Annotated in this window: 10 protein-coding genes; 9 read left to right on the top strand and 1 reads right to left on the bottom strand. The window is 68.1% G+C overall.

The genetic code is table 11. The features are described 5' to 3' along the window. Window positions 1–63 precede the first annotated feature (63 nt). From EV662_RS18055 to EV662_RS18040, 4 genes are all read left to right on the top strand, one after another. The gene (locus tag EV662_RS18055; protein ID WP_132465852.1) at window positions 64–543 is read left to right on the top strand and encodes an autoinducer binding domain-containing protein; all 480 of its coding nucleotides are present in this window, start codon (window positions 64–66) and stop codon (window positions 541–543) included. Between the two features lie 172 nt (window positions 544–715). After that, on the top strand, window positions 716–2,623 hold the full coding sequence (locus EV662_RS18050; RefSeq protein ID WP_165915650.1) for a DUF3141 domain-containing protein: 1,908 nt from the start codon (window positions 716–718) through the stop codon (window positions 2,621–2,623). A gap of 7 nt (window positions 2,624–2,630) precedes the next feature. Continuing rightward, window positions 2,631–4,046, top strand: a complete 1,416-nt coding sequence (locus EV662_RS18045; protein ID WP_132465847.1) for a bifunctional enoyl-CoA hydratase/phosphate acetyltransferase — start codon at window positions 2,631–2,633, stop codon at window positions 4,044–4,046. 4 nt (window positions 4,047–4,050) lie between these two features. Next, window positions 4,051–5,241: an acetate/propionate family kinase gene (locus EV662_RS18040; protein WP_132465844.1), complete on the top strand. Its 1,191-nt coding sequence runs from the start codon at window positions 4,051–4,053 to the stop codon at window positions 5,239–5,241. Here the strand turns inward: EV662_RS18040 and EV662_RS18035 are convergent. Further along, window positions 5,238–7,826 carry a cation-translocating P-type ATPase gene (locus EV662_RS18035; RefSeq protein ID WP_132465841.1) on the bottom strand — a complete coding sequence of 863 codons (2,589 nt, stop codon included), beginning with the start codon at window positions 7,824–7,826 and terminating at the stop codon, window positions 5,238–5,240. The genes EV662_RS18040 and EV662_RS18035 overlap by 4 nt on opposite strands. A gap of 118 nt (window positions 7,827–7,944) precedes the next feature. Here EV662_RS18035 and ppsA point away from each other — a divergent pair, with 118 nt between their 5' ends. The 5 genes from ppsA to EV662_RS18010 are packed head-to-tail and all read left to right on the top strand — an operon-like array spanning window position 7,945 to window position 15,506. Continuing rightward, complete coding sequence (ppsA, locus tag EV662_RS18030; protein WP_132465838.1) at window positions 7,945–10,311, top strand: phosphoenolpyruvate synthase; 2,367 nt, start codon at window positions 7,945–7,947, stop codon at window positions 10,309–10,311. Window positions 10,312–10,344: 33 nt separating this feature from the next. Then, window positions 10,345–12,084, top strand: coding sequence for an acetate--CoA ligase (gene acsA, locus EV662_RS18025; protein WP_132465835.1), 1,740 nt, complete (start codon window positions 10,345–10,347; stop codon window positions 12,082–12,084). Continuing rightward, window positions 12,081–14,075, top strand: coding sequence for a pyruvate dehydrogenase (acetyl-transferring) E1 component subunit alpha (pdhA, locus tag EV662_RS18020; RefSeq protein WP_132465832.1), 1,995 nt, complete (start codon window positions 12,081–12,083; stop codon window positions 14,073–14,075). Before acsA ends, pdhA begins: the two co-directional genes overlap by 4 nt. A gap of 19 nt (window positions 14,076–14,094) precedes the next feature. Then, on the top strand, window positions 14,095–15,261 hold the full coding sequence (locus EV662_RS18015) for a dihydrolipoamide acetyltransferase family protein (protein ID WP_243695898.1): 1,167 nt from the start codon (window positions 14,095–14,097) through the stop codon (window positions 15,259–15,261). Further along, entirely contained in the window at window positions 15,258–15,506 is a 249-nt protein-coding gene (locus EV662_RS18010) for an acyl carrier protein (RefSeq protein WP_132465826.1), read from the top strand. The genes EV662_RS18015 and EV662_RS18010 overlap by 4 nt, the downstream gene beginning before the upstream one ends. Window positions 15,507–15,576: the final 70 nt, after the last annotated feature.

Genomic DNA, 15,576 nt, shown 5'->3' with positions numbered 1-15,576 from the left:
TGATGGTCCTAGCGGGTGGCGTCGGGGAATGCCACTCAACTTTTGCACGAGAAGACTGGGGCCATGAACAGGGTAAGGAAAGTTTCGGAACTTCTCTCCGCCCTAGGAGAACTATGCGACACGGGTTTTGCACTCGCGATCCACATTCGATACACGCGCCCTCTGCTGCTGTATCAAAACTATTCCCGGGAGTGGAGTGATTTCTATTCTGAAAACGGTTTGATGCTGGCCGACCCGGTGGTGCGCTGGGGGCTAGAGAATACCGGCGTGCTGCTCTGGGATGATCCCGACCTCGACGATCCGGCAGGTGTGGTGGAACTTGCACGCAATCATGGGTTGAGAAACGGCGTGACCATCGCCACCGGCCCGCGCACGTCACGGACGATCACGGGCCATACCAGGTCCGCCGGGGCGTTTGCCGCGGACGAGATCGAGAGGCTGCGATGCCTGGTCGAGACCGTGCATGCGGTGACCGGGGGTCTGGAGAATCCCGACTCTCCCGATTTGGCGGCCTTGCGGACACTGGATTTCTCGCGCCGGTAGCTACGCGGCACGGGCCTGTCACCGTGGTGTCATCGTGGGGCCTCACCGTCGATCCGACGCGGGTGCGACGCTGCGCGTGCAAAGCTGTTTCCCAGCGGATATGCTGCGAGGGCGAACCGAACAGAAGGGACGGCAAGATGGGCCAGCGGCGCGCAGACCGGAGAGCGGGACAATGACCGGCGCACAGGGTCGCAACAGTGCCTTTGACCCGTTCGGAGCGATTCACGCCGCCTGGCGGTTGAACGAGATCGCGCTGACCCATGCCGGCGCGCTGGCCCGGGACCACGGCAATCGCTGGCACGACCGGTTCAGCCAGGTTGCACGGGTGATGCAGGTTGCACGGCTGAGCGGGCGGCATGCCACGCCGGGCGACTGGGCCGGGCATTGGCAAGACTACCTCAGGGATTCGGCCGAACGGGCGGTTCTGGCCGCCGATATTCTGCGCCAGCAGGCGGATGCGACGCTCGCCGCCGAGGCGGCGGACGACGCCCCGGCGCCCGCGCAGGCCTGTGAACCGGTGATGGATGGCGACACGCTGTCGCCGCCCTGTAATGCCCGACTGCTGCGACTGGTGCCTGCCTCGCCCGCGACTGAAATCGCCCGACCGGTTCTGCTGCTGGCGGCCCGAACCGGGCAGGATACGGGGCTGGACCGGGCAGCGGCGGCGGCGCTGCGGGCGGGGCACCCGGTCTATGCCGTCGCCTTCGCCCGAATGCCTGTGCCGGGCCAGACCGTGGCCGACGTGCTCGATGCTTGTGCGGCTTTCGTCGACGCGGTCGCGCGACGGCATCCGGCGGCCCCGCCGCCGCTGGTTCTGGGGCAGGGGCCAGGTGGCTGGCTGCCGCTGGGGCTGGCCGCCACGCATGGCAGCTTTTCGGGGCCGCTGGTGTTGGACGGTGTGCCGATCGCGCCTGCGCCGGGTGTGCCGGGCCGGGCGCCACGCCTTGCGGGCGGGGCGGTGACGGCGCTTCTGGGTGATCTGGGGGGCGGGGTGTTCGATACGGCGACGGGCACGCTTCAGGTCGCGTTGGCCGACCCGAATGCCGGCTGGCTGCAACCGATGGCACGCCTTTATGCCGAGGCGGATCGTGCGGCACCGCAGGTCGTCGAGGCCGCGCACCGGGGCGGGGGCGTTGGACTGACGACCGCGACCGAAGCGCGCTGGGCCGATGCTGCGCTGCCGCCGGGCGACCGGCTGGCGTGCAACGCGGCCAGCCTGGGACATGGCCGCGCGCTGGACCTGCGCGCGATCCGCGGGCCGGTCGTTCTGTGCGCCCGTCCCGGCGATCTCGCTGCCACGCCGCAGCAGGCGCTGGGCTGGCTTGCCGCCACCTATGCCGATGCCGAGGATATCCGGGCTGCGGGTCAGTGCATCGTGGTGATGGTGGATCCGGAGGCGACCCCGGGTTTGCTGCTGGGCGCGGCGATCGGTGGACAGCCCGCGTTCGACGCGATTGCAGGGCTCGATGCGGGGCTTCACCTGCTGGCCGTCGAATCGATCGAGGGGCAGGGCCGCGCGCGCAAGGTCACCCTTTCGGTTACGCCTTGCGGTTTCGGCGACCTTCAGACGATCTGGACCGAGCCGGATCAAGCGTTGGCCTTCGCCGCCGCGGCGCGCGCGGCGCGGCTGCAGGCTGGGGCCTATGACGCGATCGCGGGGCCGGTGCTGCGTGCCACCGTCGCGCCGCCCCTGGCCGAGGCATGGCGCGCCGTCCATCCCTTGCGCCTGGGCCATGCCGCCTTGTCATCGCGCAATCCCTGGATGGCCGGGATCGCCCCGGCGGCGCAGCGGGTGCGCGAGGACCGCAAGGCGGCCGCACCCGACAACCCGTTTCTCTGGATGGAACGGATGACGGCGGATCTGGCCGGACAATGGATCGACCTGGCCTGCGGGATGCGCGATGCCGCCGCCGAGATCGGGTTTCACGCCATCTGGTCCGCGCCCTGGGCGCGTGCCTTCGCCACCCCGCCGAACGCCTCGCATGCCGCGGCCCGGGACGGCGCCGGCGCCGCCGCGCCACGGGCCCGCATCCCGGGCATGCGCAACCCCGCCCGCACGCGGGCCGAAACCGCCGAATGAGGGCCGCATGAAGATCGAGGAGAACCGAACCTTCGACGAGATCGCCCCGGGCGACAGCGCCGAAATCGTTCGCATCTGCACCGAGGATGATTTCTACGTCTTCGCCACCTCCTCGGGGAACCACAACCCCCTTCACCTGGCGCGCTATGACGGCGACGGGGATGGCGCACCAGAGACGGTCGCGCCCGCGATGTGGGTAGGCTCGCTCGTCTCGGCCGTGATCGGCAACGTCCTTCCCGGCGCCGGATCGCTTTATCGTGCCCAAAGCCTGTTGTTTCACGCCCGCGCCCATGCCGGGGACGAACTGGTCGCCCGCGTCACCGTCACCGACAAGCATCCGCCCGACGGGATCGTCATGCGCACCGAGGTGACGCGCAAGGCCGACGGCGCGGTGATCCTGACCGGCGAGGCCGAGGTGCAGGCCCCCGCCCGCAAGATGGTCTTCGAAGACCTTGAAATCCCCGGCCTGCTGGTCGAGCGTCACCGCCATTTCGACGCACTGATCGCGCGGGCGGAACCACTGCCGCCGCTGCCCACCGCGGTGATCGCGCCCGAAGAGCCCAAGTCGCTGGGGGGGGCGCTTCTGGGCGGGCGGCACACGATCATCGCACCGATCTTGATCGGCGACCGCGCAAGGATTTCAGCAGCCGCGACAGAATTGGGGGCCTCGCTCGACGGTATCGAAATCGTCGATGCGACCGACCATGTCCATGCCGCGAACATCGCCGTCGACCTGGTCGTGCAGGGCCGGGCCGCCGCGCTGATGAAGGGGCATCTGCATACGGATGTGATGCTCAAGGCCGCGCTCAGGAAAGAGAACGGCTTGCGCGCCGGTCGCCGGTTTACCCATGTCTTCGTGATGGACGTGCCCGGCGTGCCGCATCCGCTGCTGGTCACGGATGCCGCGATCAACATCGCCCCCGATCTGCGCTGCAAGATGGATATCGTGCAGAACGCCATCGACCTTGCCCGCTCGATCGGCATCGCCGAACCCAAGGTTGGCGTGCTTTCGGCGGTCGAGACCGTGAACCCCGACATTCCCTCCTCGCTGGACGCCGCCCTGTTGTCCAAGATGGCCGAGCGCGGACAGATCACCGGGGGTATCGTCGACGGTCCGCTGGCGATGGACAATGCCGTCGACATTTCCGCGGCGCGCACCAAGGGGTTGAAATCCCAGGTCGCGGGCCGGGCCGAGGTGCTGGTGGTCCCCAATATCGACGCGGGCAACATGCTGGCCAAGCAACTGGCCTATATCAGCCATGCCGAAGGGGCGGGCGTCGTGATGGGCGCGCGGGTGCCGATCATCCTGAATTCGCGGTCCGACGACGACAAGGCGCGGCTGGCTTCCTGCGCGGTGGCGGCGCTGCACAATGCGCGGGTGACCGGGCTGCTGCCGGTACCGGCCGACCGGGCGGCGGAGTAGGCCGATGGTGCACGCGCTGACGCTGAACGCGGGGTCGTCCTCGCTGAAATTCGGACTGTTCGAATTGGGCGACGGGCGCGGCGACCCCACCCCTCGCATCCTGGGCGAAATCGACCGGATCGGCAGTCAGCCCCACATGCGCGCAACCCGCGAGGATGGCTCGGTCCTGTCCGACGCACCGCTGCCCGCCGAGGATGCGGCCGATCATGCCGGGGCGCTGGCCCGCGCGTTGGACCTGATCGCCCGTGAACGGCCGCACGCGCAGCTTCGCGCGGTGGGCCACCGGGTGGTGCATGGCGGCCCCGAGCACGCCGCGCCGGCACGTCTGACCCCCGAGGTGCTGGCCGATCTCGCCACGCTGGAACCGCTTGCGCCGTTGCACCAGCCGCACAACCTTGCCGGCGTGCGCGCCGCGCTCGCCGCCTTTCCCGACGCGGTACAGGTCGCGTGTTTCGACACCGCCTTTCACCGCCACCACCCCTGGGTCAACGATACCTTCGCCTTGCCGCGCGCCTATTACGACAAGGGCGTTCGGCGCTATGGGTTCCACGGGCTGAGCTATGATTATATCTCCGGCCGGCTGGCCGAGATCGCACCGCACCTGCATTCCGGGCGGGTGATCGTCGCGCATCTGGGAAACGGGGCGTCGATGTGCGGCATGATCGGCGGGCGATCCATCGCGTCCACCATGGGGTTCTCGGCGCTCGACGGGCTGCCGATGGGCACGCGTTCGGGGCAATTGGACCCGGGCGTGGTGCTCTACCTGATGGAGCAGGAAGGCATGAGTGTCGCCGAGATTTCGGATTTGCTCTATCGCAAGTCCGGGCTCTTGGGGCTTTCGGGTCTGTCGAACGACATGCGCCGGCTCGAAGAGGCCGACACCGACGCCGCGCGCGAGGCCATCGCCTATTTCGTGTTCCGCATCCGGCGCGAACTGGGCGCCCTGGCCGCCGCGCTGGGGGGGCTGGACGCGCTGGTTTTCTGTGGTGGCATCGGAGAGAATTCCGTCCTGATCCGGCACAAGGTCTGCGAGGGCATGGGCTGGATCGGCCTGGAACTGGACGACGCGCGCAACGCGCGGGGCGAAACGCTGGTGAGCACCGATCTCAGCCGGGTGCGCGTGCTGGTGATCCCCACCGACGAGGAAATCGTGATCGCGCGCGCAGCCCGCGACATGCTGGGGCGGGTAGGCTAGCTCCGGGCGCTGCGCCACGAGATCAGCGCCTTGACCACCTCGGGCACCAGCACCAGCGGCAGCGCCAGCATCAGGATCATCCACCATTCGGTCCAGCCCAGCGCCTGGGTCTGCAACAGGGTCTGCAACGGCGGCCAGTAGATCGCGGCCACCTGCGCCCCCAAGGTGATCGCCAACGCACCCAGCAGCAGCGGGTTCGAGACCCAGCCGATCCGCGAACACGGCAGGTGCAACGACCGGAAGGCGAAGACCGAAACCTTTTCGAAGATCATCATCGCCGTGAAGGCCGCGCTGCGCGCCAGCCCTTCGCCCATCGGCAAGAGCGTGTAGAACACCCACAGGCTTGCCGCACCGGTATAGCTGCCGAAGACCAGGATCGTCAGCAAGCCGCCGCGGCCCAGGATCGGTTGCGACCTGGGCCGCGGCGGGCGCTCCATTTGGCCCGGCGTCGACTTCTCCAGTCCCAGGGCCACCGCCGTCAGCCCGTCGGTGACCAGGTTCATCCAAAGGATCTGCGTGGCCAGAAAGATCAGCGGCCCGCCGAGGATCAGGTTCACGACCAGCGCCACCACCTCGCCCGCGTTGGACGACAGCAGGTAGCGGACGAACTTGCGCACGTTTTCGTATTGCCGCCGGCCTTCGCGGATCGCCCGGACAATGGTCGCGAAATTGTCGTCGAGCAGCACAAGGTCGGCCGCGTCGCGCGCGACATCGGTGCCCCGTTCGCCCATCGCCACGCCGATATCGGCCTTCTTGAGCGCGGGCGCATCGTTGACCCCGTCGCCGGTCATCGCCACGATCTGGCTCTGGTCCTGCAATGCCGTGACGATGCGCAGCTTTTGCGCAGGCGCCGTGCGCGCGAAAAGCACGTCGCCGGTCAGCGCCACGCGCAGCCCATCGTCGTCCATCGCGTCCAGTGCTTCGCCCCGGATCACCTGTGCCACGTTCAACCCGACCTGCCGGGCGATGGCCTGCGCCGTCAGCGCCGCGTCGCCGGTGATCACGATCACCCTTATGCCTGCCGCCCGCGCCGCGCGGATCGCGGGCGCGACCTCGGGCCGGGGCGGGTCGATCAAACCGACGAAGCCGAGGAAACACAGACCCGCCTCGTCATGGGGCAGGGTGTCATTGGACTGGACCCGCCGGGCCAGGGCGATCACCCGAAGCCCGTCGGCGGCCATCTCTTCGTACTCGCGGTCCAGCTGTCTGCGCATGGCCGCGCCCAGCGGCACGGGTGCGCCCTCGATCCAAACATGGCTGCAACGGTCGAGCACAGGCTCGGGGGCGCCCTTGGTGTGAAGGATATGGCCATCCGGGCCGCGGGCCAGCACGCTCATCCGCTTGCGGTCCGACGAGAACGGCAATTCCGCCTCGGCCACGTCACGGTCGGGCAGCGGCGCCCATCCCTTGTAGGCCAGTGTTACCAGCGCGCCTTCGGTGGGTTCGCCCACCATCTGCCACTGTCCGCCGCGCCGCACCAGCCGCGCATGGTTGCAGATCAGCGCGGTTTCCAGCAGGGCGGCCAGCCCGGCATCGTCCGCAGCGCGCACCCGTCCGGCGTGGCCCGCGATATGCCCGGCCGGGTCATAGCCCGTACCGCTGACCTCGTAGGCGCGGTCGGCCATCACGATGCGGGTGGCGGTCATCCGGTCCTCGGTCAGCGTGCCGGTCTTGTCGGTGCAGATGACCGAGGCCGCGCCCAGCGTTTCCACCGCCTGCAGACGCCGCGCAAGCGCCCTCTGACGCACCATCGCATGCGCCCCCAGTGCCAGCGTGATCGTGACGACCGCGGGCAACCCCTCGGGAACAAGCGCCACGGCCAGCGACAGCGCGGTCATGAACATTTCGACCGGTGGTCGCCCGGTCGCGACCCCCAGCCCCCCGATCAGCGCGGCGACCGCCAAGGCCGCCAGGCCCATCTGCCGGGCGAGCCGGCCGAGCTGGCGTTGCAGATGTGTTGTCTTGGTTCCGACAGCCCCGGTCAGCGTGGCGATCTGGCCGAACTCGGTAGCCGCGCCGGTGGCCGCCACCACGCCCTCGGCGCGGCCGGCCACCACGGTCGTGCCCATGAACAACCGCTCGCCCGCGGCCTTGGCGACCGGCACGGATTCGCCCGTCAGCGCGCTTTCGTCGACCTTCAAATGCGCCGCCGCGTCCAGGTTCAGGTCGGCTGGCACACGGTCCCCGGGCTCGATGATCACAACGTCGCCGGGCACAAGGTCCTCGGTGTCGATCAGCCGTTCCTCCCCGTCGCGCAGCACGCGCGCGGCACTGGCCATCATTCGCCCCAGCGCGTCCAGCGCGGTCTCGGCGCGCCATTCCTGGACAAAGCCCAGGATCCCGTTCAGCACGACAACCAGCCCGATCGCCAAGGCGTCGATCCGCTCGCCCAGCGCCAGCGCGATGCCGGCCGCAACGATCAGGATCAGCACGAGGAACCCGGTGAACTGGCGCAGCAGGATGCGCAACGGCGAGATCTTCCGCCCCCGTTCCAGCCGGTTCGGCCCGTGGCGGGCCAGCCGCGCGCGGGCCTCGGCATCGGTCAGCCCGCTCGCGCGGTCGGGGGGCGGGGCGTCTGTCTGCATGGCGCGCGCACAATATGGGCCCGCGCCTCGGTTTCGCCTTGATGCCGATCAACGCGGATCAAAGGACCCACCCCGTAGGCTTGGTGCACCGGGACCCCAAGCGAACGGAGGAGGGCGCATGGCCGACCAGGTGAAATGGTTCGAGGATTTGCGCCGCGGCGATGTCGCCACCGTGGGCGGCAAGAACGCCTCGCTGGGCGAGATGGTCGCGACGCTTGGCGGGCAGGGGATCAAGGTGCCCGGCGGGTTTGCCACCACGGCCGACGCCTACCGCGCCTATATCACCCATAACGAACTGGATGCGCGCATCGCCGAGACGCTGGCGGCCCTGGATGCCCACCGCATCGAGCTGCACGAGGCCGGCGCCACGATCCGCAGGATGATCCGCGAAGGCCACTGGCCCGACGACATCCTGACCGAGATCACCGCCGCCTATGCCGAGCTTTCCCGCCGCGCCGGGGTCGAGAACGTGTCGGTCGCCGTGCGAAGTTCCGCCACCGCCGAGGACCTGCCCGATGCCAGTTTCGCCGGGCAGCAGGAAACCTTTCTGAACGTGCAGGGCACCGAGGCGCTGTTGGGGGCGTGCCGGCGCTGCTTTGCCTCGCTCTTCACCGACCGGGCGATCACCTATCGCCGGCTCAAGGGGTTCGATCACGCGCAGGTGGCGCTGTCGATCGGGGTGCAGCGGATGGTGCGGTCCGACACAGGCGGGTCGGGGGTGATGTTCTCGCTGGACACGGAAACCGGCTATCCCGACATGGTGCTGATCAATGCCGCCTGGGGGCTGGGCGAGAACGTGGTGCAGGGCGCGGTTACGCCTGACGAATACCAGGTTTACAAGCCCTTCCTCGACCGTCCCGGCCTGACCCCGATCCTGGAAAAGGCGCTGGGAGCCAAGGAAAAGAAGATGGTCTACGGCCGCGACGGGCAATCCACCCGCAACGTGCCGACATCCAAGGCCGAGCGCGGGCGGTTCGTGCTGTCCGATCCGGAAATCCTCGACCTCGCCCGCATGGCCGCCACGATCGAACGCCATTATGGCTGCCCGATGGACATGGAATGGGCGCGCGATGGCGACACGGGCGAACTGTTCATCGTGCAGGCCCGCCCCGAAACCGTGCAGTCGCGCGCCGATGCGGCGGGCTTCCGCAGCTACACGGTCCACGACAAGGGCAAGACCCTGCTGACGGGCCTGTCCGTCGGCGCGGCGGTCGCCACCGGCCCCGTCTGCGTGATCGAAAGCGCCAAGGATATCGACCGTTTCGTCGACGGGGCGATCCTGGTCACCTCGATCACCGACCCGGACTGGGTTCCCATCATGAAGCGTGCCGCCGCCATCGTCACCGACCATGGCGGTCGCACCAGCCATGCCGCCATCGTCAGCCGCGAACTGGGCCTGCCCGCCATCGTCGGCACCGGCGACGCCACCCACATCCTGCATGACGAGCAGGAGGTGACGGTATCCTGCGCCGAGGGCGAGACCGGCTATGTATACGAGGGGATGGCGGAATATTCGGTCGAGGACATCGCCCTGTCAGACGTGCCCGATACCAGGACCCGGGTCATGCTGAACATGGCGAACCCGTCGGCCGCGATCCGCTGGTGGCGGCTGCCCTCTGCGGGTGTGGGCCTGGCCCGGATGGAATTCGTCATCAACAATGCGATCAAGGCGCACCCGATGGCGCTGATCCACCCTGAGCGGCTGGATGCGCCGACGCGTGAGGAAATCGAACGTCTCACATCAGGTTTCGAAGATAAAATACAGTTTTTCATAGAGAAACTTTCGATGGGGTTGTCGCGGATCGCCGCGCCCGTCTACCCGGAACCCGTCATCGTGCGGATGAGCGATTTCAAGACCAACGAATACGCCGACCTTTTGGGCGGGCGAGGGTTCGAGCCCCACGAAGAAAACCCGATGATCGGCTTTCGTGGCGCGTCGCGCTATTACTCGGACGCCTACGCCCCGGGTTTCGCGCTTGAGTGCCAGGCGATCAGGCGGCTGCGCGAGGAAATGGGATTCGACAACGTGATCGTCATGATCCCGTTCTGCCGTACCCCCGAAGAGGCCGACCGCGTGCTTGAAGTCATGGACGCAATCGGTTTGAAACGCGGGGAAAACGGCCTTCAGGTCTATGTCATGTGCGAGGTGCCCTCGAACGTGATCCTGGCCGAGGAATTCGCCAAGCGCTTCGACGGGTTTTCCATCGGGTCGAACGACCTGACGCAGCTGACGCTTGGGGTGGACCGGGACTCGGGCGAACTGGCCGCGCTTTTCGACGAACGCAATGCCGCCGTGCAATGGATGATCCGATCCGTGATCGAGCGGGCGCATGCGGTGGGTTGCAAGGTCGGTTTTTGCGGGCAGGCGCCCTCGAACGATCCCGATTTCGCCCGGCTTCTGGTGGGCTATGGCATCGACACGATCTCGGTGACGCCCGACAGTTTTCTGGCCGTCAAGCGCAACGTGGCGGAGGCCGAGAAATGACCTGACGACCCCGAAGCCATGGGAGGAGGAGACATGGCGTTCGAGACGATTCCGAAACCTGAAGATGTCCGCGCAAGTGCTGCGCTGACCGACGAAATCCGCGCGCACTTTACCTGGGAGAATGCCCGCGCGATGCTGGCGGGCCTGCCCGGCGGCAAGCTCAACATCGCGCACGAAGCGCTGGACGCCCAGGTCGCGGCGGGCCATGGGGGCGCCCCCGCGATGACATGGCTCGGCAAGGACGGCACGCGGCGAGAGTTCACCTACGAAGACCTGCGCGCGCAGACCGCAAGATTTGCCAATGTGCTGTACGCCCACGGCCTGGGCGTAGGCGACCGGCTTTACGGGCTGATGGGTCGCGAGGCCGAACTTTACATCGCCGCGTTGGGGACGCTGAAGGCGGGGTTGGTCTTCTCGCCGCTGTTCTCGGCCTTCGGGCCGGAACCGATCCGCACCCGAATGGAGATCGGCGAGGCCAAAGCGCTTGTCACAACCGCGTCGATCTACAAGCGCAAGGTCGCGCCGTGGTGGCGGGATTTGCCCTCGCTCAAGGCGATTTTCATCGTCGGCGACGAGGCGCCCGAAGGTTGCGTCGCGCTTGGCCCGGCGATGGCTGCGGCATCCCCCGATTTCGCCCCCGTGCCGATGGACCCCGAGGATACCGCGCTGATCCATTTCACATCCGGTACCACCGGCAAGCCCAAGGGCGCGGTGCATGTCCACGGCGCGGTGGCCTATCACGCGATGACCGGGCGCTTTGCGCTCGAGATGGCGCCGGGGCGGCGCTACTGGTGCACCGCCGATCCAGGCTGGGTGACCGGCACCTCCTATGGGATCATCGCGCCGCTGGTGAACCGGGTGCATATGCTGGTGGACGAGGCGGACTTCGACCTCGACCGCTGGTATTCCACCCTTCAGACCGAGAAGATCGAGATCTGGTACACCGCCCCCACCGCGATCCGCATGATGATGCGCGCGGGTGACGCAGCGGCCGCGCCTTACGATTTCTCGGCGCTGCGGTTCCTGGCGAGCGTGGGCGAACCCCTGAACCCCGAGGCGGTGGTCTGGGGCAAGCGCGTCTTTGGCCGGCCGTTCCATGACAACTGGTGGCAAACCGAAACCGGCGGCATTGTCATCGCGAATACACAAGCCATGGACATCAAGCCCGGTTCGATGGGCAAGCCGCTGCCGGGGCAGGTGGCGGGGATCGTGGAACGCGACGGCGACGGCGTTCGAGAGTGCAAGGAAGGCGAGATCGGCGAACTGGCCCTGCGCCCCGGCTGGCCCTCGATGATGCGCGCCTATCTCCACGAACAGGCCCGCTATGACAAGTGTTTCGTCGGCGGCTGGTACCTGACCGGCGACCTGGCGATGCGCGATGCCGACGGCTATTTCTGGTTCGTGGGCCGTGCCGACGACCTGATCAAGACCTCGGGCCACCTGATCGGCCCCTTCGAGGTGGAAAGCGCGCTGATCGAGCACGAGGCGGTGGCCGAGGCCGGCGTGATCGGTCTGCCCGACGAGACCGCGGGCGAGATCGTGCGCGCCTATGTCTGCCTCAATCCCGGCTTCGAACCCTCTGAGGAATTGGAAAAATCCATCCGTGGTCTTGCGCGCAGGAAGCTGGGCCCAGCGGTCGCGCCGCGCGAGGTGGTATTCCGTAATACCCTGCCCAAGACGCGGTCCGGCAAGATCATGCGCCGCCTTCTCAAGGCGCGCGAGCTGGGCCTGCCCGAAGGGGACATTTCCACGCTGGAGAGCGACGAGTCATGACCGGCGACAAACCCCACCTGACGCGCACCCATGTGCTGGACCTGCTTCGCCAAATGATCCGCATCCGCCAATTCGAGGATCGCTGCGCGGAACTTTACACCCGCGAGAAGATCCGCGGCTTCCTGCACCTCTATGACGGCGAAGAGGCCATCGCGTCGGGCGTGATCCCGGTGCTGGCCCCGGGCGACCGCATCGTCGCCACCTACCGCGAACACGGTCACGCGCTGGTGCGTGGCGTGCCGATGAACGCGGTCATGGCCGAGATGTTCGGCAAGGCCACGGGCAGTTCCGGCGGCCGGGGCGGGTCGATGCACATCTTCGACGCCGCGCACAATTTCTATGGCGGGAACGCGATCGTCGGCGGCGGGTTGCCCCTGGCCGTGGGCCTCGCGCTGGCCGACCGGATGCAGGGCGCTCCCCATGTCACCGCCTGCTTTTTCGGCGAGGGGGCGGTGGCCGAGGGCGAGTTCCACGAATCGATGAACCTTGCCCAGCTCTGGGGGCTGTCGGTCCTGTTCGTGTGTGAAAACAACGGCTATGCCATGGGCTCGGCGCTGGCGCGCACCGAGGCGCAGACCGAACTGACCCGCAAGGCCGAAAGCTACGGAATCGAGGCGCATCAGGTCGACGGGATGGATGTCGTGGCGGTCGAGGCCGCCACCCGGCGCGCGCTGGCCCGCATCCGCGAGACGGGGACGCCGGTGTTCCTCGAGGCGAAAACCTATCGCTTTCGCGCGCATTCGATGTTCGATGCCCAGCTGTATCGCGACAAGGCCGAGGTCGAGGTGTGGCGGCAGAAGGGGCCGATCCTGCGGTTCCGCACCTGGCTTTTGCAGAACGGCCTGGTCCACGAGGACGACATTGCGAAGATCGAGACGGAGGTCGCGGCCGAGATCGACGCGGCCGTCGCCTTTGCCGAGGAAAGCGCGTGGGAGCCGGTCGAGACCCTGACCCGCCACGTGGTGGCCGAGGACCGGCCCGCACCCCCGCCCGTGACCGAACCCTCGGGCAAGACCGTCACCATGACCTATCGCGAGGCGGTCAGGCAGGGCATCCGCGACGCGTTGGCCCGCGACGACAGGGTGTTCCTGATGGGCGAGGACGTGGGCGCCTATGGCGGCTGCTATGCCGTGTCCAAGGGGCTGATGGACGAGTTCGGCGAGGACCGCATCCGCGACACGCCGCTCTCGGAATCGGGCTTCACGGGCGCGGGCATCGGCGCGGCGGCCGCCGGCATGCGCCCCATCGTCGAGGTGATGACGGTGAATTTCTCGCTGCTCGCGCTCGACCAGATCCTGAACACGGCTGCCACGCTCCGGCACATGTCGGGCGGGCAGTTCGGCTGCCCCGTGGTGATCCGCATGGCCACGGGGGCGGGCAAGCAGCTGGCGGCCCAGCATTCCCATTCACTGGAGGGCTGGTTCGCCCATATCCCCGGCCTGCGGGTGCTGGCCCCCGCGACGCTGGAGGACGCGCGCGGCATGCTATGGACGGCCATCGAGGATCCCGATCCGGTGCTGATCTTCGAGAACGTCATGCTCTACAACCGCGAGGGCGAGATCGACGCCGCCGCCGGACCGGTCGAGATCGACCGCGCGGCGATCCGGCGGCCGGGTAGGGACGTCAGCCTGATCACCTATGGCGGGTCGCTCTACAAGGTGCTCGAGGCGGCGGACGTGCTGGCGGGTGAGGGGATCGAGGCCGAGGTGATCGACCTGCGCAGCCTTCGCCCGCTGGACGAGGAAACCATCGCCGCAAGCGTCACCCGCACCCGTCGCGCGGTCGTTGTCGACGAGGGCTGGCGCAGCGGATCGCTCTCGGCCGAGATCATCGCCCGGATCAACGAGCGCTGTTTCTGGTCGCTGGATGCGCCGCTGGCGCGGGTTTGCGCCGAAGAGGTGCCGATCCCCTATCCGAAACATCTGGAGGATGCCGCGATTCCTCAGGTCCCCGAAATCGTCGCGGCCGCGAAGGCCACGCTGGGAAGGTAGCAGGATGGGAGTTTTCACCATGCCATCCCTCGGCGCCGACATGGAGGCGGGCACCCTTGCCGAATGGCTCGTCGCCCCCGGCGACCGGGTGAAACGGGGCGATATCGTCGCCGTGGTCGAGACCCAGAAGGGTGCCATCGAGATCGAGATTTTCGAGGGCGGAACGGTGGAGCGGTTGGAGGCCGAGATCGGCCAGAAGCTGCCGGTCGGCGCGCCGCTCGCGCTGATCCGGGGGGCAGGCGAGGCGGCTTCGGAAATGACGCCCGCACCGGCGGCCCCGAAGCCCGCCGCGGCCACGGTCCCCGAACCGGCCGCGCCGAGGCTTGTCGAGGCGACAGTTTCGGCGACCGGCGTTGCCGCTTCGCCGGCGGCGCGGGCGCTGGCCGCCGAGCGCGGCGTCGATCTGTTCAAGCTTGCCGGTACCGGCCCGAGCGGTGCCATCGTTCTGACCGATGTCGAGGCTGCGGGACCGGCGACGCGGGCCGCGGAGACGGCTGCGATACCGGAACGTCCCACCGACCCGCGGGCCGAGATGCGCAAGGCCATCGCCGCCGCCATGGCCAAGTCCAAGCGCGAGATCCCGCATTACTACCTGTTCCATCGCATCGACCTGCAGGCTGCAACGGATTGGCTGGCGGCCCGTAACGCCGCCCGCCCGCCCGAAGAGCGCCTTTTGATGGGGGCGCTGATCGCCAAGGCCACCGCACTGGCCGCGCTGGGTGCCAAGGCCGTCAACGGGCACTATACGGAGGAGGGTTTCCGGCAGGCCGACGCGGTCCACCTAGGGCTTGCGGTATCGCTCAGGGGCGGCGGGCTGATCGCGCCCGCGATCCGCAACGCCCACGCGCTGAGCCTTGACGGGATGATGGCGGCGATGCGCGACGTCGTGGCACGCGCCCGCGCCGGACGGCTGCGCAGTTCCGAGATGACCGATGGCACGCTGACCTTGTCGAGCCTCGGCGAGAAGGGCGTCGAGGCGATGGCGGGGATCATCTACCCGCCCCAGGTCGCGCTTGTGGCCTTTGGCACACCCATGCCCGACGCCGTGCCGCACGGGGACGAAGTGGCGGTGCGCGAGACCGTCACTGTGTCTCTGGCCGCCGATCACCGGGCATCGGACGGGCGGATCGGCGCCAAGTTCCTGGCCGAGATCGACCGGCAACTGCAACACCCGGAGGAGTTATGACCGAAGACGAGATCCGTGCGGCCCACCTGGCCGCGCTAACCGATGTCGCGCCTGACCTCTCGGCCGACGATATCGGCCCCGACGATCACCTGCAGGACGACCTCGAGCTTGATTCGATGGACGTGCTGAATCTTGTGGCCGCCCTGCACAAGGCGACCGGTGTCGACATTCCCGAGGCGGACTATCCACAGATCGCCACGCTGCGCCTTGCCGTGCCATACCTCGCGCGCCGGATGGCCGCCTAGCGCGCCGCACGTGTCGCGCGGACCATGTTGCCGGGGAATCCGCGCAAGAGTCGCAGCGTCTGGACGCGCG

The sequence above is a fragment of the Rhodovulum marinum genome (genome assembly GCF_004343075.1).
In the GTDB taxonomy this organism is placed as follows: Bacteria; Pseudomonadota; Alphaproteobacteria; order Rhodobacterales; family Rhodobacteraceae; genus Rhodovulum; species Rhodovulum marinum.
Note: the sequence above shows the minus strand (reverse complement) of the source record. Positions and strands in the feature narration are given on the sequence as shown.

Coding starts and splice junctions, on each gene's coding strand:
- EV662_RS18055 (WP_132465852.1), top strand. CDS start 64: ATGAACAGGGTAAGGAAAGTTTCGGAACTTCTCTCCGCCCTAGGAGAA.
- EV662_RS18050 (WP_165915650.1), top strand. CDS start 716: ATGACCGGCGCACAGGGTCGCAACAGTGCCTTTGACCCGTTCGGAGCG.
- EV662_RS18045 (WP_132465847.1), top strand. CDS start 2,631: ATGAAGATCGAGGAGAACCGAACCTTCGACGAGATCGCCCCGGGCGAC.
- EV662_RS18040 (WP_132465844.1), top strand. CDS start 4,051: ATGGTGCACGCGCTGACGCTGAACGCGGGGTCGTCCTCGCTGAAATTC.
- EV662_RS18035 (WP_132465841.1), bottom strand. CDS start 7,826: ATGCAGACAGACGCCCCGCCCCCCGACCGCGCGAGCGGGCTGACCGAT.
- ppsA (WP_132465838.1), top strand. CDS start 7,945: ATGGCCGACCAGGTGAAATGGTTCGAGGATTTGCGCCGCGGCGATGTC.
- acsA (WP_132465835.1), top strand. CDS start 10,345: ATGGCGTTCGAGACGATTCCGAAACCTGAAGATGTCCGCGCAAGTGCT.
- pdhA (WP_132465832.1), top strand. CDS start 12,081: ATGACCGGCGACAAACCCCACCTGACGCGCACCCATGTGCTGGACCTG.
- EV662_RS18015 (WP_243695898.1), top strand. CDS start 14,095: ATGCCATCCCTCGGCGCCGACATGGAGGCGGGCACCCTTGCCGAATGG.
- EV662_RS18010 (WP_132465826.1), top strand. CDS start 15,258: ATGACCGAAGACGAGATCCGTGCGGCCCACCTGGCCGCGCTAACCGAT.